This is a genomic window from Neisseria sp. 23W00296 (assembly GCF_044772855.1).
Lineage (GTDB): Bacteria > Pseudomonadota > Gammaproteobacteria > Burkholderiales > Neisseriaceae > Neisseria.
Genome location: NZ_CP173024.1, coordinates 1,931,709 through 1,953,668, shown reverse-complemented (window position 1 = coordinate 1,953,668; position 21,960 = coordinate 1,931,709). Strand labels below are relative to the sequence as shown.

Annotated in this window: 15 protein-coding genes and 2 pseudogenes; 8 read left to right on the top strand and 9 right to left on the bottom strand. The window is 56.2% G+C overall.

Annotated features, from left to right (window positions below):
• Positions 1-15: 15 nt before the first annotated feature.
• From ACG2K1_RS09720 to dapD, 5 genes are all read left to right on the top strand, one after another.
• Positions 16-504 carry a hypothetical protein gene (locus ACG2K1_RS09720; protein WP_395429105.1) on the top strand — a complete coding sequence of 163 codons (489 nt, stop codon included), beginning with the start codon at positions 16-18 and terminating at the stop codon, positions 502-504.
• Positions 505-724: 220 nt separating this feature from the next.
• On the top strand, positions 725-1,654 hold the full coding sequence (gene fabD, locus ACG2K1_RS09715; RefSeq protein ID WP_395429104.1) for an ACP S-malonyltransferase: 930 nt from the start codon (positions 725-727) through the stop codon (positions 1,652-1,654).
• Between the two features lie 71 nt (positions 1,655-1,725).
• Positions 1,726-2,289 carry a ZapG family protein gene (locus ACG2K1_RS09710; protein ID WP_395429103.1) on the top strand — a complete coding sequence of 188 codons (564 nt, stop codon included), beginning with the start codon at positions 1,726-1,728 and terminating at the stop codon, positions 2,287-2,289.
• A gap of 107 nt (positions 2,290-2,396) precedes the next feature.
• Entirely contained in the window at positions 2,397-3,593 is a 1,197-nt protein-coding gene (locus ACG2K1_RS09705) for an acetate kinase (protein WP_395429102.1), read from the top strand.
• A gap of 78 nt (positions 3,594-3,671) precedes the next feature.
• On the top strand, positions 3,672-4,493 hold the full coding sequence (gene dapD, locus ACG2K1_RS09700; protein ID WP_395429101.1) for a 2,3,4,5-tetrahydropyridine-2,6-dicarboxylate N-succinyltransferase: 822 nt from the start codon (positions 3,672-3,674) through the stop codon (positions 4,491-4,493).
• Positions 4,494-4,908: 415 nt separating this feature from the next.
• Here dapD and ACG2K1_RS09695 read toward each other — a convergent pair whose 3' ends face one another.
• From ACG2K1_RS09695 to ACG2K1_RS09685, 3 genes are all read right to left on the bottom strand, one after another.
• Positions 4,909-5,916, bottom strand: a complete 1,008-nt coding sequence (locus ACG2K1_RS09695) for an IS5 family transposase (RefSeq protein ID WP_395429100.1) — start codon at positions 5,914-5,916, stop codon at positions 4,909-4,911.
• Between the two features lie 79 nt (positions 5,917-5,995).
• Positions 5,996-6,877, bottom strand: a complete 882-nt coding sequence (gene nadC, locus ACG2K1_RS09690; protein ID WP_395429099.1) for a carboxylating nicotinate-nucleotide diphosphorylase — start codon at positions 6,875-6,877, stop codon at positions 5,996-5,998.
• A 228-nt stretch (positions 6,878-7,105) separates the two neighbouring features.
• Positions 7,106-8,044: an NrtR DNA-binding winged helix domain-containing protein gene (locus tag ACG2K1_RS09685; RefSeq protein ID WP_395429098.1), complete on the bottom strand. Its 939-nt coding sequence runs from the start codon at positions 8,042-8,044 to the stop codon at positions 7,106-7,108.
• Between the two features lie 200 nt (positions 8,045-8,244).
• Here ACG2K1_RS09685 and nadA point away from each other — a divergent pair, with 200 nt between their 5' ends.
• The 3 genes and pseudogenes from nadA to ACG2K1_RS09670 all read left to right on the top strand — a co-directional run.
• On the top strand, positions 8,245-9,357 hold the full coding sequence (nadA, locus tag ACG2K1_RS09680; protein WP_049230404.1) for a quinolinate synthase NadA: 1,113 nt from the start codon (positions 8,245-8,247) through the stop codon (positions 9,355-9,357).
• Between the two features lie 51 nt (positions 9,358-9,408).
• Positions 9,409-10,953 carry an L-aspartate oxidase gene (gene nadB / locus ACG2K1_RS09675; RefSeq protein ID WP_395429097.1) on the top strand — a complete coding sequence of 515 codons (1,545 nt, stop codon included), beginning with the start codon at positions 9,409-9,411 and terminating at the stop codon, positions 10,951-10,953.
• Positions 10,954-11,014: 61 nt separating this feature from the next.
• Positions 11,015-11,242: pseudogene (locus ACG2K1_RS09670) on the top strand (transposase); the annotation flags it as partial.
• Positions 11,243-11,467: 225 nt separating this feature from the next.
• On the opposite strand, the gene znuD reads toward ACG2K1_RS09670, so the two are convergent.
• The 6 genes and pseudogenes from znuD to ACG2K1_RS09640 all read right to left on the bottom strand — a co-directional run bounded on the left by znuD (position 11,468) and on the right by ACG2K1_RS09640 (position 21,956).
• Positions 11,468-13,756 (bottom strand): TonB-dependent zinc receptor ZnuD, encoded by a 2,289-nt coding sequence (gene znuD / locus ACG2K1_RS09665; protein WP_395429096.1) that lies wholly within the window; start codon positions 13,754-13,756, stop codon positions 11,468-11,470.
• A gap of 231 nt (positions 13,757-13,987) precedes the next feature.
• Positions 13,988-14,994 (bottom strand): annotated as a pseudogene (locus ACG2K1_RS09660) (IS5 family transposase).
• Positions 14,995-15,256: 262 nt separating this feature from the next.
• Positions 15,257-19,966: a calcium-binding protein gene (locus ACG2K1_RS09655; RefSeq protein ID WP_395429095.1), complete on the bottom strand. Its 4,710-nt coding sequence runs from the start codon at positions 19,964-19,966 to the stop codon at positions 15,257-15,259.
• Positions 19,967-20,095: 129 nt separating this feature from the next.
• Positions 20,096-20,734, bottom strand: a complete 639-nt coding sequence (locus tag ACG2K1_RS09650; RefSeq protein WP_377079149.1) for a hypothetical protein — start codon at positions 20,732-20,734, stop codon at positions 20,096-20,098.
• Positions 20,735-20,812: 78 nt separating this feature from the next.
• The gene (locus ACG2K1_RS09645) at positions 20,813-21,316 is read right to left on the bottom strand and encodes a hypothetical protein (RefSeq protein ID WP_395429094.1); all 504 of its coding nucleotides are present in this window, start codon (positions 21,314-21,316) and stop codon (positions 20,813-20,815) included.
• Positions 21,303-21,956: a hypothetical protein gene (locus ACG2K1_RS09640; protein WP_094030998.1), complete on the bottom strand. Its 654-nt coding sequence runs from the start codon at positions 21,954-21,956 to the stop codon at positions 21,303-21,305. The genes ACG2K1_RS09645 and ACG2K1_RS09640 overlap by 14 nt, the downstream gene beginning before the upstream one ends.
• Between the last annotated feature and the right edge of the window lie 4 nt (positions 21,957-21,960).

Genomic DNA, 21,960 nt, shown 5'->3' with positions numbered 1-21,960 from the left:
TACGGAGTATTGAAAATGCAGGCAATCCAACATTACGGCATCGTTATCTCATGGTTTCAGGACAAACAGCTCGGCGTCGTGCGCGACAAAGACGACACAGGTTCGCGCCTGCTGCTTTTGGCGGCAGACCTGCCCGCAGGCTACCGCGAGCCCAAAGTAGGCGACGAAATCACCTACATCGCCGGTACCGACGATAAAAACCGCCCCTGCGCCCTGTCGCCCGCGCCCGTCGTTCAGGCCAACCCCGCCGCCCGCGCAGGCGATGTGGTTAAAGAAGGCGACATCGTCCGCATCAAAGTCGGCATGTGGGACATCAAGAAAAACGGCGGCTTCGGCATGCTCGCCAGCGAACCCGAAATTCCCGTTTTCGCCCTCGGCCAACACCTCAACCAATTCAACGTGCCGCAGGTGGGCGACCTGCTCAAAGGCCGTCTGAAACGCCACAACAACGGCCAATGGCTCTTAACCGATATCGACATCCTCTATCCCGAAACCGAACAATAAAAGGGCAGGGCGGCCGTCTGAAAAGCACCATCCGCCGATAGAAGGACAAAACCCTTTCTGATACACTTCGCGCCATCGCATTCTGCCTGCGGTGGCGTTTTTACCGTCGGCACACGCCTGCCAAACAACACAGATAAAGTTTTCAGACGGCCTCCGCAGCAGATGCCGCAAAAGGCCGTCTGAAAGTAAAGTTAAAACCCGTTTTGCACAAGGAAACCCCATGCCTTTCGCATTTTTCTTCCCCGGACAAGGCTCGCAAAGCCTCAACATGATGGACGGCTTCGACGGCGCCCCCGCCGTGCGCCAAACCTTCGACGAAGCCTCCGCCGCCCTCGGCCAAGACCTGTGGGCGATGATGAACGGCAGCGATGCCGAACTCATCGGCCAAACCGTCAACACCCAACCCCTCATGCTCGCCGCAGGCATCGCCACCTATCGCGCCTATCTCGCCGCAGGCGGCAAAGCACCGCAGGCCGTGGCCGGACACAGCCTCGGCGAATACAGCGCACTGGTTGCCGCCGGTGCGCTCGGTTTTGCCGACGCCGTCCGACTCGTGCGCCTGCGTGCCGAGCTTATGCAAAACGCCGTGCCGCAGGGCGTCGGCGCGATGGCCGCCATCCTCGGCCTCGAAGATGCGCAGGTCGAAGAAATCTGCGCCGCCGCCGCACAGGGCGAAGTCGTCGAAGCCGTCAACTACAATTCGCCCGGCCAAATCGTGATTGCCGGACACGCCGCCGCCGTCGAACGCGCCATGGCCGCCGCCAAAGAAGCGGGCGCCAAACGCGCTCTGCCGCTGCCCGTGTCCGTCCCCTCCCATTGCAGCCTGATGAAGCCCGCTGCCGACAAATTGGCCGCAGCCCTGGAAAGCGTCTCCGTCGCCGCACCGCAAATCCGCGTTATCCACAACGCCGACGTTGCCGCCCACAACGACCCAGCCGCCATCAAAGACGCCCTCGTGCGCCAGCTTTACAGCCCCGTGCGTTGGACGGAAACCGTCAACCTGCTCGTTTCAGACGGCCTTGCCGAATCTGCCGAATGCGGGCCGGGCAAAGTGCTCGCAGGCCTGGCCAAACGCATCAACAAAGATGCCGTCTGCACCGCCCTCACCGGCAGCGCCCAAGTCGGAGCCTTTATCGCCGCCCATTCTTAAAGAGACAAAAGGCCGTCTGAAACACGTTTAGACGGCCTCACGCTTTTTGTCCGCAACCAGGAGAACGCACCATGAACGCCATCCACATCATCCTCGCCGCCCTCGTCGGTTTCGCCCTCGGCTTTATCGCCGCCCGCTTCGCCCTGCGCGGCGGCAAAGGCGAACAGGAAAAACTCCAAACCGAACTTGACGCCGTGCAGCAGGCATTCGACGCCTACCGCAGCCGCGTCGACCGCCATTTCGCCGACACCGCCGATGCCGTCGACGAACTCAACCGCAGCTACCAAAACGTTATCCGCCACCTAAGCGGCGGCGCGCAAAACCTGATGGGCGAAGCCGCCCTGCGCGAGCAACTGGAAAGACGCGGCGGCAAAACCGTCACCCTCGGCTATCTCGCCGAAGAGGGCGGACAAAATACCGCAACGGCCGAGCCGCAGCCGCCCCGCCAAGAAGAGAGGCCGTCTGAAAACCCCGAAGCCGCAGCCAAAACCGAGCCGCAAACACAGCCCGCACAAACCCCCGCAGCCGAAACCGCGCAGGCCGAAGCACAAGAGAGGCCGTCTGAAAACAATGGGGACACACCGCCCGCAGAGTCGGAAAGCGGCACGGAAAATAGCGGCAAAACCCCCGTCTGAAACAGGCGCGCCCGCCCGGGCGTCCTTTCCACAACTTTCAGACGGCCTGTATAATGCAGGCCGTCTGAAACCACCGTTTCAAGCACTTTTTCAACAAGGAAAACACAATGTCCAAACAACTCATCCTCGTACTCAACTGCGGCTCCTCCTCCCTCAAAGGCGCCGTTATCGACAACCAAAGCGGCGACGTCCTCTTAAGCTGCCTCGGCGAAAAACTCACCACTCCCGACGCCTACATCACCTTTAAAAAAGACGGCCAGAAACACAAAGTCGAGCTGTCCGACCGCCACGACCACACCGGCGCGGTCAGCGCCCTGCTCGACGAGTTGAAAAAATACGGCCTCGATGCCGACGTGAAAGCCATCGGCCACCGCGTCGTCCACGGCGGCGAAAAATACAGCGCCTCCGTCCTGATCGACGCCGCCGTCATTGCCCAGCTCGAAGCCTGCATCCCGCTCGCCCCCCTGCACAACCCCGCCAACCTCACCGGCATCCGCGCCGCCCAAGCCATCTTCGCCGGCCTGCCCAACGTCGCCGTGTTCGACACCGCCTTCCACCAAACCATGCCCGAGCGCGCCTACACCTACGCCGTGCCCCGCGCCCTCTACAAAAACTACGCCTTCCGCCGCTACGGCTTCCACGGCACCAGCTTCCGCTTCGTCGCCCCCGAAGCCGCCCGCATCATCGGCAAAGACATCAAAAACAGCCGCCTCATCATCGCCCACCTCGGCAACGGCGCGTCCATCACCGCCGTCAAAAACGGCGAATCGCAAGACACCAGCATGGGTTTCACCCCCCTCGAAGGCCTGGTTATGGGCACACGCAGCGGCGATGTCGACGCCAGCGTCTTCCCCTTTATGGCTGCCAACGCCGGCATGAGCGTCGAAGAAGTGGCCGACCTTTTGAACAAAAAATCCGGCCTGCTCGGCCTGTCCGAACTCTCCAACGACTGCCGCGTCGTTGAAGAAGCCGCAGCCGAAGGCCACGAAGGCGCCAAGCTGGCGATGGACGTCATGACCTACCGCCTGGCCAAATACATCGCCTCCATGGCCGTCGCCGCAGGCGGCATCGACGCGCTGGTGTTCACCGGCGGCATCGGCGAAAACTCCGACACCGTCCGCGCCAAAACCGTCGCCCACCTCGGCTTCCTCGGCCTGCACATCGACGATGCCGCCAACACCGACGTGCGCTTCGGCAAAGAAGGCATCATCAGCCCCAAAGGCCAAGCGCCCGCCGTTGTCGTCGTTCCGACCAACGAAGAACTCATGATCGCCCACGACACCGCCGCCCTCTCCGGCCTGTAAACCAACCGCCAAGAGGCCGTCTGAAAACCGCCAAACCGCTTTCAGACGGCCTTTTCCACATCAAAAAAAGGAAACCCCATGTCCCTGCAAAACATCATCGAAACCGCCTTTGACAACCGCGCCGTCATCAGCCCCGCCACCGTATCCGCCGAAGTGAAACAGGCCGTAGAAGAAACCATCCGTCTGCTTGACTCGGGCGGATTGCGCGTTGCCGAACGCCTCGGCGTAGGTCAATGGAAAGTCAACGAATGGGCGAAAAAAGCCGTTCTCCTTTCCTTCCGCATCGCCGACAATGAAATCCTCAACGACGGCGTCAACAAATATTTCGACAAAGTGCCCACCAAGTTTGCCGACTGGAGCGAAGAAGAATTTCGCGTCGCCGGTTTCCGCGCCGTACCCGGTGCCGTTGCCCGTCGCGGCAGCTTTATCGGCAAAAACGTCGTATTGATGCCCTCGTATGTCAACATCGGCGCATACGTTGACGAAGGCGCGATGGTCGATACCTGGGCGACCGTCGGCTCGTGCGCCCAAATCGGCAAAAACGTACACCTGAGCGGCGGCGTCGGCATCGGCGGCGTGCTCGAACCCTTGCAAGCCTCGCCCACCATCATCGAAGACAACTGCTTTATCGGTGCGCGCTCGGAAATCGTCGAAGGCGTGATTGTCGAAGAAGGCAGCGTAATTTCCATGGGCGTGTTCATCGGCCAGTCCACCAAAATCCTTGACCGCGAAACCGGCGAAATCCACCAAGGCCGCGTGCCCGCAGGCTCGGTCGTCGTATCCGGCTCGATGCCCGCCAAAGACGGCTCGCACAGCCTCTACTGCGCCGTTATCGTGAAAAAAGTCGACGCGCAAACCCGCGCCAAAACCAGCGTCAACGAGCTTTTACGCGGCGTGTAAACCCCACTCTCGGATGTGAGGCCGTCTGAAACCGAAAATCCCGCAGCACACCAAACACCCTCCCCTGCGCCGCAAGCGCGGGGGAGGGCAGGGGTGGGGGGCAGTTAAAAGAACTGCATTCGCTGCTGCCTGCAAAAGTTGCCGAAGCCGTGCAGACCCCATCCTAACCCTCCCCCGTTTATGCCCCAAAGGGGTACAGGCGGGAGAGGGAACGCTGTTGCCCGACTTATTTACTGCCGCTGTGGCAAAGGCCGTCTGAAAGCGTGGAGACCTTTGCAAAAAAGCCCTTTCCCTCGACAACCGAAACCCAAAAACAGGTTTTCGGCTGTTTCCCTCCCCCAATACCTCCTAATTTTACCCAAATACCCCCTTAATCCTCCCCGGATACCCCATAATCAGGCATCCGAGCCGCCTTTTAGGCGGCAACAGACACACTTAGCCTGTTAGCCGCTTTCAACAGGTTCAAACACATCGCCTTCAGATGGCTTTGCGCACTCACTTTAATCAGTCCGAAATAGGCTGCCCGGGCGTAGCGGAATTTACGGTGCAGCGTACCGAAGCTTTGTTCGACCACATAACGGGTCTTCGACAAATATCGGTTGCGTTTGGTTTGTGCTTCCGTCAGCGGACGGTTGCGGTGGGCTTTGCGCATAATGCCGTCCAACAACCGATGCTCTTCCAGATGTTGCCGGTTTTCCGCACTGTCGTAGCCTTTATCGGCATAGACGGTCGTGCCTTCGGCTATACCTTTCAACAAAGGTGACAGGTGGCTGCACTCATGGGTATTGGCGGGGGTGATGTACAGTTTCTCGATATAGCCTTCCTCATCGGTGCGGGTATGTTGTTTGTAACCGAGTCTGTATAAACCGTTTTTCTTTGTCCAGCGGGCATCTTTATCTTTACTCGGTGTGGTTTGGCCGCTGACTTGTCCTTCTTCATCGACTTCTATGGCCTGACGCTGTTTGCTGCCGGCGGTCTGAATAATGGTGGCGTCAATGACGGCGGCGGATGCTTTCTCTATTTTTAGGCCTTTTTCGGTCAGTTGTCGGTTAATCAGTTTTAGCAATTCGGACAGGGTGTCGTCTTGCGCCAGCCAGTTGCGGTAGCGGCATAAGGTGCTGTCATCGGGGATGCTCAACTCGTCGAAACGGCAAAACAGGTTGAAGTCGATGCGGGTGATGGGGCTGTGTTCGAGTTCGGGATCGGAGAGGCTGTGCCATTGTCCGAGCAGGACGGCTTTGAACATGGACAACAGTGGATAGGCGGGACGGCCGCGGTGGTCTCTAAGGTAACGGGTTCTCTGACGATTCAGGTACTGTTCGATCGGTTGCCAATCAATCACCTGATCCAACTTCAATAGTGGGAAGCGGTCGATGTGTTTGGCAATCATGGCTTGGGCGGTTTGCTGGAAGAAGGTGCTCATGAGAAATCCCCTAAATGTCTTGGTGGTAATTTAGGGGATTTTGGGGGGATTTTGCAAAGGTCTCGATGTGTAATTGAACTTACGCCACGAAATCCAAACCTATGTCCAGCGATCGGCTGCTGTGAGTCAGATAGCCGAGGGCAATGCCGTCCACGCCGGTTTGCGCTACGCGCTTCAGGCGGTCGAAGCCGATGCCGCCCGATGCTTCGCAATAGATGGTGTGTGGGTGGGTGGTTTGCGTGTGGCAGCGGTTTGTCGCTTCTTTCAGGGTTTCATCGTCCATGTTGTCCAGCAAAATCCGTTCCGCGCCCGCCGCGATGGCTTCGTCCAGTTGTGCCAACGTGTCCACTTCGATTTCCACGCAAGTCAACGGTCCGACCGCCTGTCTTGCCTGCAGCACGGCTTGGGCGATGCTGCCGCAATAGGCGAGGTGGTTGTCTTTGATGAGTACGGCGTCGTCCAAGCCCATGCGGTGGTTCACGCCGCCGCCCGCCCTGACGGCGTATTTTTGCAGGACGCGCAGCAGGGGGATGGTTTTGCGGCTGCACACGATGTCTGTACCGTATTCGGCGACTTCGGCAACGGCAAGCGCGGTGGCTGTGGCGATGCCGCTTAAGTGCGTGAGGTAGTTGAGCGCGGTGCGTTCGGCGGCAAGCAGTGCGCGGGCATTGCCTTCGACGGCGGCAAGCGTCTGAGCTGCGCGGACGGCTTGCCCGTCTTGGATTTCGGCTTGAAAGCGGACGGACGGATCCATCGTCTGAAAGGCGAGGCGCGCCAAGTCCATGCCGGCGATGACGCCGTCTTCGCGGCTGACGAGGAAGAGTTTGGCGGTTTTGTCGGGCGCGATGACGGCGGCGGACGTAATGTCGCCGCGCCTGCCCAAATCTTCGCTTAGGGCTTGTTCGACTATGGGACGCAACAGGTTGTCAGGCAGGGGGAAGAGGGTGTTTTCAGACGACATGGGGTTTCCTTTGTTGAAAAAGATTGATGTTGCACCGATGATGCAAAACTTCATTTTATAGTGGATTAACAAAAACCAATACGGCGTTGCTTCGCCTTAGCTCAAAGAGAACGATTCTCTAAGGTGCTGAAGCACCAAGTGAATCGGTTCCGTACTATCTGTACTGTCTGCGGCTTCGTCGCCTTGTCCTGATTTTTGTTAATCCACTATAGGTCGTCTGAAAACGGGCTAACGGCTGCCCAGCGGCAGTCCGATGTCCGAAATCAGCCTGTCGGGCAGGACGTCGTCGCGGAAGCGGTAAAGCTGCGCGGGACGGCCTTTGCTGCCCGATACGCCGGTATCCGACGGCTCGATGAGGTTTTGCTGCTGAATTTGGCGGCGGAAGTTTTGCTTGTGTAGTAATCTGCCGCTGATGGCTTCGACGCTGTTTTGCAGTTGCAGCAGCGTGAATTCGGGCGGCATCAGTTCGAAAATCACGGGGCGGTATTTGATTTTGGCACGCAGGCGGGACAGGGCGGTTGCTAACACGCGGCGGTGGTCGTGGCGCATGGGCTGCCCCGTGAGCGCGAAGTCGAAGTTTGCCTGCGGCTCGGCGGCTTCCGCTATCAGGCCGCTTTCATACAGCATTTCATAGCGTTGCAAAACGTATTCTTCCGACCAGTTTTCCAGTTCGACCCCCCAACACAAATGAATGCGCTTGAGCCGCTTTTGGCGGACTTCCTCCGTGTCCGCCGAGTTTGCCCAAATGCGCAGGCGGCTGACGATGGCGTCTCGCTGCCCGCCGTCGGTGCGCAAGTCTTCCCACGGGAAATAGTCGTAGCAGTCCTGCCATTTCGCGTCGGGATGCAGGATGCTGTCGGCTGCCTCGTGCACCAGCCCCAAGTAGCTGACGTACAAGACGGGCATGCCGTGTTCGTTGCGACGGTGGGTATCGACAAAGGTGTAAAGCTGTTCCACATAGCCCATAGGCTGCGAAGTCTGCTTGGCGACCCACAGCTTTACGCCTGCCTGCAGGGAATTGCGCAGAGGGGAGAGCGGGCCGTTGGGCAGGAGCGTGCCTTGGGCGACGGTCAATACCCGCAGGCCGCCATCGGTAACGGCAATCAATACAGGAACCAGCTCGACGATGCTTTCCGGCGGGGCTTCGGCTTCGGGGTAGGCGTCCATGCTCGGCTTTCTGCGGGTGGGAAAGGTTTTATTGTAAACCAAAGCGGTTTGTCGGAACGAAGCGGGTCGGTTTTGCGGTATCGCAAACCTGTTTTCAGACGACCTTGCATATTATACTCAAATTGAGCATAATATAAAACAGTTTGAAAAACAGACGGCAAACCTTTATGCCGTCTGAAAACCAGCTACAAGGAAACATCATGCAAACCGCCGCCCGCCGCTCGTTCGACTACGATATGCCCCTCATCCAAACGCCGACTTCCGCCTGCCAAATCCGTCAGGCGTGGGCGAAGGTTGCCGATACGCCCGACCGCGAGACGGCAGGTCGTCTGAAAGACGAAATCAAGGCTTTGCTGAAGGAGAAAAACGCGGTTTTGGTGGCGCATTATTATGTTGATCCGCTGATTCAGGATTTGGCTTTGGAAACGGGCGGATGTGTGGGCGATTCGCTGGAAATGGCGCGCTTCGGTGCGGAACATGAAGCCGGTACATTGGTGGTAGCGGGCGTGCGCTTCATGGGCGAGAGCGCGAAAATCCTCTGCCCTGAAAAAACGGTGCTGATGCCTGATTTGGAAGCGGAATGTTCTTTGGATTTGGGTTGTCCCGAGGAGGCGTTTTCGGCGTTTTGCGACCAACACCCCGACCGTACGGTGGTAGTGTACGCCAACACTTCCGCTGCCGTGAAAGCGCGTGCCGATTGGGTGGTAACGTCTTCGGTGGCGTTGGAAATCGTGTCGTATCTGAAATCGCGCAGTGAGAAGTTGATTTGGGGGCCCGACCGCCACCTCGGCGACTACATCCGCCGCGAAACGGGCGCGGATATGCTGTTGTGGCAGGGTTCGTGCATCGTCCATAACGAATTCAAAGGGCAAGAACTGGCGGCGTTGAAGGTGGAACATCCCGACGCGGTGGTGCTGGTTCATCCCGAATCGCCGCAAAGCGTCATCGAACTGGGCGACGTGGTCGGCTCGACCAGCAAACTGCTGAAAGCCGCCGTATCGCGCCCTGAAAAGAAATTCATCGTGGCAACCGATTTAGGCATCCTGCACGAAATGCAAAAGCAGGCGCCCGACAAAGAATTTATCGCCGCACCGACGGCGGGCAACGGCGGAAGCTGCAAAAGCTGCGCGTTCTGCCCGTGGATGGCGATGAATTCGCTGGGCGGCATCAAATACGCCCTGACAAGCGGACACAACGAAATCCTGTTGGACAGAAAGCTGGGCGAAGCCGCCAAACTGCCTTTGCAGCGTATGCTCGACTTCGCGGCAGGACTCAAACGCGGGGATGTGTTCAACGGTATGGGACCCGCCTGATTTGCCGTCAATATTGCCGTTTCAGACGACCTCACAAACAAGGACAACACCATGCAAACCGATTGCGACGTATTGATTGCCGGAAACGGGCTGGCGGCACTGACGCTCGCCCTGTCTCTGCCTGAATCGTTCCGCATCGTCATTTTGTGCAAGAACCGGCTGGACGACACCGCAAGCCGTCATGCGCAAGGCGGGATTGCGGCGGCGTGGTCGGGAGAGGACGACATCGAAAAACACGTTGCCGATACCTTAGAAGCGGGCGCGGGTTTGTGCGACGAAGCCGCCGTCCGCGCCATCCTGTCGCAGGGCAAACCGGCAATCGAATGGCTGCTGGCGCAAGGCGTGGCGTTCGACCGGAATCATAACGACCTGCACCTGACGCGCGAAGGCGGGCATACCTGCCGCCGAATCGCCCACGTCGCCGACTACACGGGCGAAGCCGTCATGCAGAGCCTGATTGCCCAAATACGCCGCCGCCCGAACATCCGCGTTTACGAGCAGCAGATGGCGTTGGATATCCAAACCGAATCAGGCGCGGCGTGCGGACTGACCGTCCTCGACCGCCGAACGCAAGGAACCTACCGTATCCGCGCCCGCCATACCGTACTCGCAGGCGGTGGCTTGGGACAGATTTACGCCGCCACCACTACGCCGCCTGAATGCACGGGCGACGCCATCGCCATGGCGATACGCGCAGGCTGCGCAGTCGAAAACCTCGAATTTATCCAATTCCACCCCACAGGCTTGGCAAGGCCGTCTGAAAACAGCCGCACCTTCCTGATTTCCGAAGCCGTGCGCGGCGAAGGCGGCATTCTGAGCAACCAAGCGGGCGAACGGTTTATGCCGCATTACGACCGCCGCGCCGAACTCGCGCCGCGCGACATCGTTGCCCGCGCCATCGCCGCCGAAATCGCCAAACAAACGCAAGATTTCGTCTCGCTCGACATCAGCCGCCAACCTGCAGCGTTCGTCCGTCAGCATTTCCCGTCCATCCATCGGCACTGCCTGTCCCAATGCGGTTTGGACATCACGCGCCAAGCCATCCCCGTCCGCCCCGTGCAACACTACACCTGCGGCGGTATCCAAACCGACCCCAGTGGCAGAACCTCCCTGCCGCAGCTCTACGCCTTAGGCGAAACCGCCTGCACAGGGCTGCACGGAGCCAACCGCCTCGCCAGCAACTCCCTGCTCGAATGCGTCGTTACCGCCAGGCTTGCCGCCCAAACCATCGCAGACGGACAAGCGTTCCAAACCGCACCGCCCCAAAGGTCGTCTGAAAACCCCTCCGCCGAAGCAGGCATCTTTTCAGACGGCCTCCAAAACACATTCAGCCGCCCCGTCCTGCAAGCGTTCAACCAACGCCATCTCGGCATCCTCCGCAACGATACCGGCCTGCGCCGCGCCATCGCCCAACTGCGGCTTTGGAAGCAAAACCAAGCCGAGCCGCACACCGCGTCCGAATACGAAAACCGCAACCTGCTCGAATGCAGCCTCGCCGTCGCCCAAGCCGCATACGCAAGGCGGCAAAACATCGGCGCACATTTCAATACCGATTTGGCGGCATGTTTCAACTGGCAGGAGCGGGAAGCAGGCTGAGACCTTTGCAAAATCCCCCCAAAATCCCCTAAATTCCCACCAAGACATTTAGGGGATTTCCATGAGCACCTTCTTCCGGCAAACCGCACAAGCCATGATTGCCAAACACATCGACCGCTTCCCACTATTGAAGTTGGATCAGGTGATTGATTGGCAACCGATCGAGCAGTACCTGAATCGTCAAAGAACCCGTTACCTTCGAGACCACCGCGGCCGTCCCGCCTATCCCCTGTTGTCCATGTTCAAAGCCGTCCTGCTCGGACAATGGCACAGCCTCTCCGATCCCGAAGGCGATGTGTTTGAACCTGTTGAAAGCGGCTAACAGGCTAAGTGTGCCTGTTGCCGCCTAAAAGGCGGCCCGGATGCCTGATTATCGGGTATCAGGGGAGGATTAAGGGGGGGGGTATTTGAGTAGAATCAGTGGATATTTGAAACAAAAACAGCCGAAAATCTTTAATTAGATTTCGGCTGTCGGGGAAAAAGGAATTTTGCAAAGGTCTCTGCCTGTCCGATTTTAAAACTTCACGTTCACGCCGCCGGTAAAGCTGCGGCCCATTTGCGGCGTATCAGAGAGGAAGCTGCTATGGGCGTAAACGGATTGGTTGAGCAGATTGTCGGCTTTGACATACCAATTCCACTCGCCATAGCGCGTATTGCGGCGGTAGTTTGCGCCGAGGTTGAGCATATGGTGTCCGGGCGTGCGTGTTTCGTAGCGGGCGAGTTTGTTTTGGGCGAACACGCGGTAGTAGTCCAAATTGGCATCGATACGGTCGGTCAGCGAGGCTTTCAGGTGGAAGCCGAGGCGCGCAGCCGGAACGCGAGGCGCGTTTTGGTCGTCCTGTGCGATGAAAGGACGGTTACCGTAAGCATCTTCCCTGCCGGGTAGGGAAGGCAGGTTTTTCAGACGGCCTCGTACATAGTCGCCGGAAACGCCGATGCGGTAGCGCGGTGTCGGTTTGAAGTAGATTTCGCCTTCCGCGCCGTAGAAGTCGGCGCCGGATTGGTTGTAGCGCACGAGCTTCATTTCGCTGTCGTCTTCGATGGATTTGGGGCCACGTCCGTCGTTTAAGGTTTGGGCGTAAATGTAGTTGCCGAAACGGTTGCGGTAGAGTGCCAGATTGTATTGCCAGCGGTCGCCTTCGTAGCCCAGCGCGAGTTCGATATTGTTGGAACGCTCTTTGTTGAGGTGTTTGTTGCCGACTTCAAAGGTGTTGGTGGCAACGTGTTTGCCGTGTGCGTACAGTTCTTGCGTTGACGGCAGGCGTTCCTGATGGGAGGCGGTCAGGCTGAGTTTGTGGTGTGGCGTGAAATACCAGTTGCCCGAAAGTGCGAACGAGCGGGCGGTTTGGCGGTGCGCACCGAGGTCAGGCAGGGGTTGGTTGTAGTAGTTTTCTCGATCAATCAATGCTTTGTCGTACTGGATGGAGGCTTTTTGTTTTTCCACGCGTACGCCGCCTTCAAGCGTGAAGTTGTCCCAGTTTGCCTGTTCTACACCGAAAAAGCTGTAATGGCGCACATTGTTGTCAATCAACATCGGTTGTTGGACGGTTTCGGGAATGGCGGAAAGCGCGCTGGATTTTTGTCCCAAATATTGTACGCCCCAGCTGCCTTTCAGACGGCCTATGGGTTGGTGGCGTAACTCGATACGGGCGTTGTGTGTTTTATTGTTGAAGAAGTTTTCTACTGCATCGCCTGCTTTTTCGTCGTGGTGGTAGTCATTGCGGTTCAGGTGTACGCGCAGGGCTTCAAAACCGGGGAACGGTTGCTTCCATTCGGCGCGGAGTTCGTAGCGTTTGTTGCGCAGGTCTATCCACGGTTTGCCGTTGTGGACATGGGTGTGTGCATTATCATCGTCGTGGAAACCGCAGCTCAAACCCGGATTGTCGTAATCGACGTCTTCTTCGGTCAAGAGGTGCGGATAAAGCTGCAAATAGCGTTTGTTAATCAAACTTTTCTGCCAGATGATGTCGGCGTGGCAGTCGTCGTAGAGATGGCTGTGGGCAGGCAGGCCGTAGCGGTCGCGACGGTCACTGTACGCCACGCCGAGGAAACCTTTATCCCCAACCCAAGACAGGCCGATGCTGCCTGTTTTTGAATCGGCATGGCTGTCGGGCAGTCGTTTCAGACGGCCTTCTTCTTTTTGATAGCGCGGTACAGCGTAATCGCCTGATTTGCGGTACAAGCCTTCAGTATGCAGCACGAAGTTGTTGCCCAAGCCGATATTGATGCCTGCGGATGTCAGTTTTTCCAAATTGCCGCTGCTCAAACGTAATCCGGCTTCGCCCGATACGCCGTTTTCAGGCATTTTTTCGGGGATTTTTCCATCGGCAACATCGACCAAACCGGCTACATTGCCCGAGCTGTACAAGAGCGTAACCGGACCGCGCAGGATTTCGACTTGTTGCGACAAGGCGCTGTCCACCATCAAGGCATGGTCGGGCGAGAAGTCCGCCATGTCGCCCGTTTCGCCGTGATGGTTCAATACTTTAATCCGTCTGCCTGTTTGACCGCGAATAACGGGAGCGGATGCGCCGCCGCCGTATTGCGAGGCATGAATGCCCGGTACGCCGTCTAAAGCATCACCCAAGTTGACGGCTTTTTGGCGCAAGGTATCGCCGGAGATGATTTTGTCGGAGGCGGTCGAAGTGTGCAACAGACCCGAAGTGGCGCGCGGACGGCTTTTACCGACGACGGTAACCTCTTCCAAGTCAACCGACTGCTCGGTTTCATGCGCTTGGGAGAGGATGGGAGTGCTGATTAAAAGAATAGATAAAACGATGGGTTTGAGTGTGGTTTGTGTCATTTTAGTTTCTCATCATATTTCGAAAGGCTGTTATTATATAGCATTCCATTATTTATATGATAAGATTTTTGAGAAAAAAAGCCGAGACCTTTGCAAAATTCCTTTTTCCCCGACAGCCGAAACCTAAATAAAGATTTTTGGCTGTTTTTGTTTCAAATATCCACTGATTCTACCCAAATACCCCCTGAATCCTCCCCGGATACCTGATAATCAGGCATCCGACCCCGCCTTTTAGGCGCAAACAGGCACACTTAGCCTGTTAGCCGCTTTCAACAGGTTTAAACACATCGCCTTCAGATGGCTTTGCGCACTCACTTTAATCAGCCCGAAATAGGCTGCCCGGGCGTAGCGGAATTTACGGTGCAGCGTACCGAAGCTTTGTTCGACCACATAACGGGTCTTCGACAAATATCGGTTGCGTTTGGTTTGTGCTTCCGTCAGCGGACGGTTGCGGTGGGCTTTGCGCATAATGCCGTCCAACAACCGATGCTCTTCCAGATGTTGCCGGTTTTCCGCACTGTCGTAGCCTTTATCGGCATAGACGGTCGTGCCTTCGGCTATACCTTTCAACAAAGGTGACAGGTGGCTGCACTCATGGGTATTGGCGGGGGTGATGTACAGTTTCTCGATATAGCCTTCCTCATCGGTGCGGGTATGTTGTTTGTAACCGAGTCTGTATAAACCGTTTTTCTTTGTCCAGCGGGCATCTTTATCTTTACTCGGTGTGGTTTGGCCGCTGACTTGTCCTTCTTCATCGACTTCTATGGCCTGACGCTGTTTGCTGCCGGCGGTCTGAATAATGGTGGCGTCAATGACGGCGGCGGATGCTTTCTCTATTTTTAGGCCTTTTTCGGTCAGTTGTCGGTTAATCAGTTTTAGCAATTCGGACAGGGTGTCGTCTTGCGCCGCCGGTTGCGGTAGCGGCATAAGGTGCTGTAATCGGGGATGCTCAACTCGTCAAAACGGCAAAACAGGTTGAAGTCGATGCGGGTGATGAGGCTGTGTTCGAGTTCGGGATCGGAGAGGCTGTGCCATTGTCCGAGCAGGACGGCTTTGAACATGGACAGCAGGGGATAGGCGGGACGGCCGCGGTGGTCTCGAAGGTAACGGGTTCTTTGACGGTTCAGGTACTGTTCGATCGGTTGCCAATCAATCACCTGATCCAACTTCAATAGTGGGAAGCGGTCGATGTGTTTGGCAATCATGGCTTGTGTGGTTTGTTGGAAGAAGGTGCTCATGGAAAATCCCCTAAATGTCTTGGTGGTAATTTAGGGGATTTTGGGGGGATTTTGGGGGGATTTTGCAAAGGTCTCAATTCGTCTTAAAAATATCGGAAATTTAAAAAAAAGCAGCCGAAGGCAGGAATACCTGCCTTCGGCTGCTTTTTTTGCAAAGGTCTCAGGCCGTCTGAAACGGTTTCAGACGGCCTCCTGTTGCGTGTACGGCGGTTTCAACTTCGCCGGGCTTCGCTTTCAGACGGCCTCAACCCCTGTTTCTGCCTCAAAAAGACGAAGGGGCAGCCAGCAGCGGTTGCGAAACGGACGCCGTATCGGCAGAGGCCGACATTGCTCCGCTGCCCCCGCCAAATACCGACATCGCCTGTATCAGCCCGTCGGCCGCTTGGGCGTGGGCGGCGAAATCGGGATTGTCCAGCGTACGGTCGGCAAAGGCGAGCCGTTCGATGCGGTGTGCGGAGCCGGCAAAGTAATCGTGGATGCGCACCACATCGCCGTTCCGTCCGAACAAAGCCAGATGATCGCCCTCTCTGCGCCACGAAGCGTCACGGCTGTCCAAACCGGTGAAGTGCAGGCTGTCGCTGCCGCCGTCGTCGCGTATCCAGTCGGCGCCGTCTCCTGCGGCAAAACGGTAGGTGTCGTCGCCGGTGCCGCCGTAGAGCCAGTCGTTGCCTTTGCCGCCGACCAGCAGGTCGTTGCCGGAATAGGCATACAGGTGGTCGTTGCCCTCTTCGCCGTGCAGCACGTCGTTGCCGGTGCTGCCGTGCAGGCTTTGGCTGCCGCTGTAACGCTCGTCGTAGCCGTCGGCTGCGGCGGAAACCAGGCGGGAAACGTATTGGCCGGCATCGGCATAGCGCAGGAAGTCTTCAGCTCTCAGCGTGCGGTCGGCAAAGCGGAATTGTTCGATACGGTGTTCACTACCGGCAAAGAAGTTGTGGACGCGCACAACGTCGCCTTCGTGGTAGCCGTATACCGCCAGATGGTCTTCTTCGCGGCGGAAGCGTGCCTGATCGCTGCGGATGCCTGCCAGTACGATGCTGTCGCTGCCGCCCTCGTCCTGTATCCAGTCGGCGCCGTCGCCTGCGGCAAAACGGTAGGTGTCGTCGCCGGTGCCGCCGTAGAGCCAGTCGTTGCCTGCGCCGCCCTCAAGGGTATCGTTGCCGCTTAAGGCATGGATGTGGTCGCGGCGCCCGCCGCCGGTCAGCGTGTCGTCGCCGCTGCTGCCGTAAACCGGCTGTACGGTATCGTTTTCATCGGTGTCATGCTCTTGCGGCGGCTGCGGTTTTTCAGGCTGCGTCTCTTCGGCGGCTTTGATGCGTACCGACCAGTTTTGCGAAGCGGCGAGCCCTTTGCGGTCGGTGGCGGTAAGGAGCATATCCAAGCCCGTATCGGGGGCGTAGCCGCTGACGGTGCGGGTGGCGGCGTTGAAATAGACGCCGTGGATGCCCGGCGGCAGTGCGCTGCCGTCGGCCAGGGTGACGCTGTAGCGCAAGAAATCACCGTACACGCTATCGGGATCGGCAAACAGGGTATCAGGCAGCCTGAAGCTGAAATAACCTGCTTTGTCGAGCGTCAGGTCTTCGGCCGCTTCGCGCACTTCGGGGGCGCGGTTGGGTTTGGGCAAATCAAACCCCAAAGCGCCTTCGCGGTGGTTGCGGATGCGGATGCTGCCGGACGTGCCGTCGATGGCAAACAGCAGGTCGCCGCCGTCGCGGCTCAAGGTCCAGCCTCGGGATGCGGCGTGCCAGCTTGTACCTCCCTCGTCGGCTTCCCAGTCTGCTTCGGCAATGTTGCGGCCGTCGAGCATGATGTTGCCCAGTCCGTCGCTGTCTTCCAGTATGTCGTTGTCGCCGTTGCGCAGGTCGCTGCTGTGGAACCAGTAGTTGTCGCGGCCTTCGCCGCCATACAGAATATCGTTGCCTGCGCCGCCGGTCAGGCTGTCGTTGCCCAAACCGCCGTAAAGGGTGTCGTTGCCCGCGCCGCCGTCAAGGTAATCGTGGCCGCTGACCGTCTGGTCGCGGTTGTCGTCGCCCCACAGGATGTCGTCGCCTTCCCCGCCAAACAGAAAGTCACCGCCGTCTTGGCCGATAATCAGATCGCGGCCGCTGCCGCCGTAAAGATAGTCGGCCGCGCCGTCCTGCGCGACACGGTGCTCTTCTTTAACCGGAGCAACCGCTGCCTGCAGGCCGTAATCGCCTTTTTCCCAATCCACCGATACCGACCATTTGTCGGTATCGGAATGTATGGCCGTTGCCACATTGAGCGTTTCGCTTTTCCAACCGTCCTGATCGGTATAGGTATGCGTTCTGCCGATCAACGGTTTGTGTACCGAAGGCGGTATGATGCCGCCGATTCCAACTATCCCGCCGATTCCGACCACTCCGCCGTAAAACGGCTCGCCGATGGTGGCCTCAACATAAATCGGACGGGATTTGGCTCCGCCGCGCATAAAGGCATCGCCCAAGATCACATCGTCGCCGGCTCCGCCGTATATGGTGTCCGAACCTTCCGCGCCGCTGAGGAAATCGTTGCCTGTGCTTCCATAGATTTTGTCGTCGCCAAGTCCGCCTGTTGCCCAGTCGCCGCGTTCGCCGCTGCCTGCCGCAAGCAGGTGTTCCCCTTCGTTGCCGGTATGGATAATGTCGTCTCCCGCCATGCCGCTGATGATATCGCGGCCGTTGCCGCCGACTATCAGATCGGCATCCTTGGCCATTTCTTCGACACTGCGTATTCCCGCATAGGAACTGCCGTTTAACACGTCGTTGCCGTCGCCGCCATAGATTTTGTCGGCCATCATGCTGCCGTACACCCTGTCGTTGCCCGCGCCGGTTTGAATCAGCGAAGCATCTGCTGTGCCGGCGAAAACAATATCGTCTTTCAAGCCTCCGCTGACGGCGAAACTTTTACGGGCATTGAGGTAGAAGGTGTTGTAGAGATTGGCGGAATGGGGGGCGTTTTCCCATGCGCCGGTATCGGCGGTTTGCGGCGTTTGCGCCTCTGCCAGGGTAATGCCGAGGGCGGAGAGGCCGTCTGAAGTGTTTTTGGCGGTGTCGAAAAAACCGCGCAGAAGAACGCTGTCTCCTGCGCGGGTGATGATGAGATCCTGCCCCGACTTTTTGGCTGTCATTCTGCCGTCGCGCATGCCGTTTTCGCCGACGCTGTACCAGATGTCTTGGGTGCCATCCGAATCGCGGACAAAGTTTGCGGCGGTTGCTTCGCTGTGCAGCAATCCGCCGCTGAAGACGATTTTGCCGGTGCCGTCGCTGTCGCGGACGGTGTCGTTGCCGTCGATGTAGTAGGTATCGAAGCCTGCGCCGCCTTCCATGTAATCTGCGCCGCCTTTGCCGTCAAGCACGTCGTTCTTCACACCGCCGTAAAGGCTGTCGCCAATGCTGCTGCCGGTCAGTGTGTTTTGCCGGGCTTCGCTGCCGAACAGGATATGGCCGGTCTGCGTAGAGGCAGGGTTGAAACCGTCAAGATCAAGCGTGATATTGCGGTTGAGATCCTGATAAATAAAATCATCACGGAACGACCACGAGCTGACTTGGCTGCCGTACGGTTTGTTTTCTTGCGCGTAATAACTGTTCCAATGCAGCATTTGTGCACGGTCGCGTATGTATTCGGCACTCATACCGTTGGGATTGGCGGCGGAATAAAGATCCAATGAGCCGTTTTGATTATGGCTGCCGTAATCGAAACCGACGATTGCAAACGGATTCAGTTCGCGCAGGGCATAGCGGTAGGCCAAACCTTCGGGCGTGTCTGCGGCGGCCTTGGCGGCCAGATCGGGCACGTCGGACAAACGGGATACGGAGAAGCCGTCTCCAAGCTTGGAAATCTGCAGCTTTAATTTCGCCATCCGCCCGTAAAGCGTATTACGATCGCCTTTTGCGATTTCGACAGCTTTACTGCCGTTGACCAGCTTGTCCAGCATATGAACGGTTGCTTCCAAAGTGTTCTCTTCGTCGTTCTCCGCCGATTGGAACAGCGGGTTGACGAAATCCAAAGCGTCGGCAAGGCTTTTGTCTTGGAGGGATTTGTCCAATGCGAAGAACAGTGAGGCGGTCATCATACTGTCGCTCATTTGCGGCATACCGTGTCCCAAAGTCTGGCCCATTGCATTGTCTTCAATAAAGATTTCGGTTGACTTCCCCGGCTGTTGCAGGCCAATTTTCCAGTTTTGGGCGATGAAATTCATGCTTTTATCGCCGATAATGTTGGTGATTTTTGCAGGATCGAATTTTGCAGCACCTCCCAATGAAGAGAAAACCATACGTATATTTCCCTCATTGTTTGTCCCAACCAAATTTGTCAGAGAGCCGAAACCCGCCCCATTGACCATATAGGCATGTTTGGTCGCATCGGGAAACAGTCGGGAAAATGCAGCCGACAGATGGCCTCCCAAGCTGTGGCCGGTTACGGTTACTTTTTGCTCCGCTACTTCTTTCAAACCTTTTCCCTTTACCGCATTTTCGGAGAAAACAATCCGTTTGACTTTTCCCGAATCAAGGAAATAACCTTGGTTTTCCAATTTGTTTTGCGAAAGATATTCGGAGAAGGCATTTATTCCCAAAACGGAATGGGGATTTTTCACCTGATATTGGGCAGTCAGAGCCAAATCCGTTTCGATTCTTGCAGGTTTAAACTCTTCCTGCACGATACTCTGCCAAAAATTATACATATTGACGATTTGATGGTGTGCCAAACCGTCAAGGGCGATATCCCCTCCGTCCATGGCAACCAAATCATATAAGCTGAGCGTGCCTTTGATGGCAAAGATATACTCTTTTGTGTCTTTGTCCTGAAACAAGGTTGCGGAGAATCCGGTCTTACCGCTTCCCACCATTTCGATCATATCGGACACAGCCCAAGAACTGTTGTCCGCATCCTCGTAATGGGCAACTACGGTATATTTGTCGGAGACATATGCGGCCAGTCCGGATTTGGATTCGTCTTTTTTATCTCCGTTTTTCATTATTGCGTCTTGAGTTTCTGTTTTATTACCATCTTTTGATGGTAGGTCTAATTTTGAAAAGTCCGAATAACTTACTTCTGCTAGTAATACATAGTTTTCAATATTTTTCATGTTCACACCTCAGTTAGATTAATTTAAATCATCACGATAATAAAGACGCAGCAACTGCCCTGAATCTTTCTCACTTCTACAATCAGGAATGTCATTCAGCCAAAATTTAAAATCGGTCATAGAGGCCAATCCCGAACTGCCTACCCCTGTATAAACATTTACTCGTTTGAAAAGCACCTCCTTTCTTTTGACATCATAAAATAAAATTTCAGAAACTCTTGTATAGTATTTTCCAGTTGATCTCATATAGCTTGTCAGCCGATTGTCTTGTTGCATATTAATCTTATACTCCTCCCCCTCAAACACAAGCGTCTTCGGCCCGTTTTTCTCCGTCGGATCGACCAGCCAAGACTTAAACTCCGCCATCTGCTTCCATTCCTCTTCCGACACCGTTTTTTTCCATTCCTCCGGCGGCACGTAAATCTTATAGCCCGCCAGGCCGCATACCGATGCCGCATAGGCCTTGGCCTCTCGGTACTCCATCACCCAATGGGTAACTTGGCCGCCCATCAGCAGCATAAAGCCGGCAAACATGCCCAGCAGCCCCGCCCATCTCCTACCCGTCAGCCATTTGCCCGCTTTGTAGCCGAACACCATCGCCAGCAGCGTCAGCAGCAGCCATAAGCCCAATATAAAAAGTACCAGCAATCCCAGCATTGCTTTTCTCCTTGTTTGAAATACGGTTTCGCAGCTTACGCCGCCGCAAAACCAATTGCACGCAATTCCCAAAACCTTTCAGGCTGCCTGACTGTTTCCAATCAGGCAGCCTGAAAAATCTGCTGCGGTTTCTGCCGGTCTAAACTCATCCTGAACAATGCTCTGCCGGAAATTGTACATATTGACGATTTGATGGTGTGCCAAACCGTCAAGGGCGATATCCCCTCCGTCCACGGCAACCAAATCATATAAGCTGAGCGTGCCTTTGATGGCAAAGATATACTCTTTTGTGTCTTTGTCCTGAAACAAGGTTGCGGAGAATCCGGTCTCGCCGCTTCCCACCATTTCGATCATATCGGACACAGCCCAAGAACTGTTGTCCGCATCCTTATAGTGGGCAATTACATTGTATTTGTCGGAGACATATGCGGCCAGTCCGGATTTGGATTCGTCTTTGCCGTCATTCTCTTCAATTATTGCGTTTTCAATTTGCTCACTAATATTTGGAAGTTTAAAATCAATTTTAGAAAAGTCCGAATAGCTTGCTTCTGCCAGTAATACATAATTTTCAATGTTTTTCACGATAACGCTCCAATGGTTCAAAATAAATATCCAATAATTCGCTGGATTGTTTGCTGCTCGGGCAGTCGGGAATGTCGTTCAGCCAAGATTTAAAATCAGTTAGTGAAGCCAATCCAGAACTGCCTACTCCCGTATAAACATCTGTTGTTTTAAAAAGCACCTCCTTTCGTTTGACATCATAATATAAAATCTCAAAAATATGCGTATACATTTCTCCTGAAAATCTTCGATAAACAGTAATCCTATTGTTTTTCTGTTTACTATTCTTATACTCCTCCCCCTCAAACACAAGCGTCTTCGGCCCGTTTTTCTCCGTCGGATCGACCAGCCAAGACTTAAACTCCGCCATCTGCTTCCATTCCTCTTCCGACACCGTTTTTTTCCATTCCTCCGGCGGCACGTAAATCTTATAGCCCGCCAGGCCGCATACCGATGCCGCATAGGCCTTGGCCTCTCGGTACTCCATCACCCAATGGGTAACTTGGCCGCCCATCAGCAGCATAAAGCCGGCAAACATGCCCAGCAGCCCCGCCCATCTCCTACCCGTCAGCCATTTGCCCGCTTTGTAGCCGAACACCATCGCCAGCAGCGTCAGCAGCAGCCATAAGCCCAATATAAAAAGTACCAGCAATCCCAGCATCGCT

What these genes read in the sequence shown, in the direction of transcription:
- ACG2K1_RS09705 (WP_395429102.1), top strand. Translation starts at nt 2,397, where the DNA reads ATGTCCAAACAACTCATCCTCGTACTCAACTGCGGCTCCTCCTCCCTC.
- nadC (WP_395429099.1), bottom strand. Translation starts at nt 6,877, where the DNA reads ATGTCGTCTGAAAACACCCTCTTCCCCCTGCCTGACAACCTGTTGCGT.
- ACG2K1_RS09655 (WP_395429095.1), bottom strand. Translation starts at nt 19,966, where the DNA reads ATGAAAAACGGAGATAAAAAAGACGAATCCAAATCCGGACTGGCCGCA.
- nadB (WP_395429097.1), top strand. Translation starts at nt 9,409, where the DNA reads ATGCAAACCGATTGCGACGTATTGATTGCCGGAAACGGGCTGGCGGCA.
- nadA (WP_049230404.1), top strand. Translation starts at nt 8,245, where the DNA reads ATGCAAACCGCCGCCCGCCGCTCGTTCGACTACGATATGCCCCTCATC.
- ACG2K1_RS09720 (WP_395429105.1), top strand. Translation starts at nt 16, where the DNA reads ATGCAGGCAATCCAACATTACGGCATCGTTATCTCATGGTTTCAGGAC.
- ACG2K1_RS09695 (WP_395429100.1), bottom strand. Translation starts at nt 5,916, where the DNA reads ATGAGCACCTTCTTCCAGCAAACCGCCCAAGCCATGATTGCCAAACAC.
- dapD (WP_395429101.1), top strand. Translation starts at nt 3,672, where the DNA reads ATGTCCCTGCAAAACATCATCGAAACCGCCTTTGACAACCGCGCCGTC.
- ACG2K1_RS09640 (WP_094030998.1), bottom strand. Translation starts at nt 21,956, where the DNA reads ATGCTGGGATTGCTGGTACTTTTTATATTGGGCTTATGGCTGCTGCTG.
- ACG2K1_RS09650 (WP_377079149.1), bottom strand. Translation starts at nt 20,734, where the DNA reads ATGCTGGGATTGCTGGTACTTTTTATATTGGGCTTATGGCTGCTGCTG.
- ACG2K1_RS09710 (WP_395429103.1), top strand. Translation starts at nt 1,726, where the DNA reads ATGAACGCCATCCACATCATCCTCGCCGCCCTCGTCGGTTTCGCCCTC.
- ACG2K1_RS09685 (WP_395429098.1), bottom strand. Translation starts at nt 8,044, where the DNA reads ATGGACGCCTACCCCGAAGCCGAAGCCCCGCCGGAAAGCATCGTCGAG.
- fabD (WP_395429104.1), top strand. Translation starts at nt 725, where the DNA reads ATGCCTTTCGCATTTTTCTTCCCCGGACAAGGCTCGCAAAGCCTCAAC.
- znuD (WP_395429096.1), bottom strand. Translation starts at nt 13,756, where the DNA reads ATGACACAAACCACACTCAAACCCATCGTTTTATCTATTCTTTTAATC.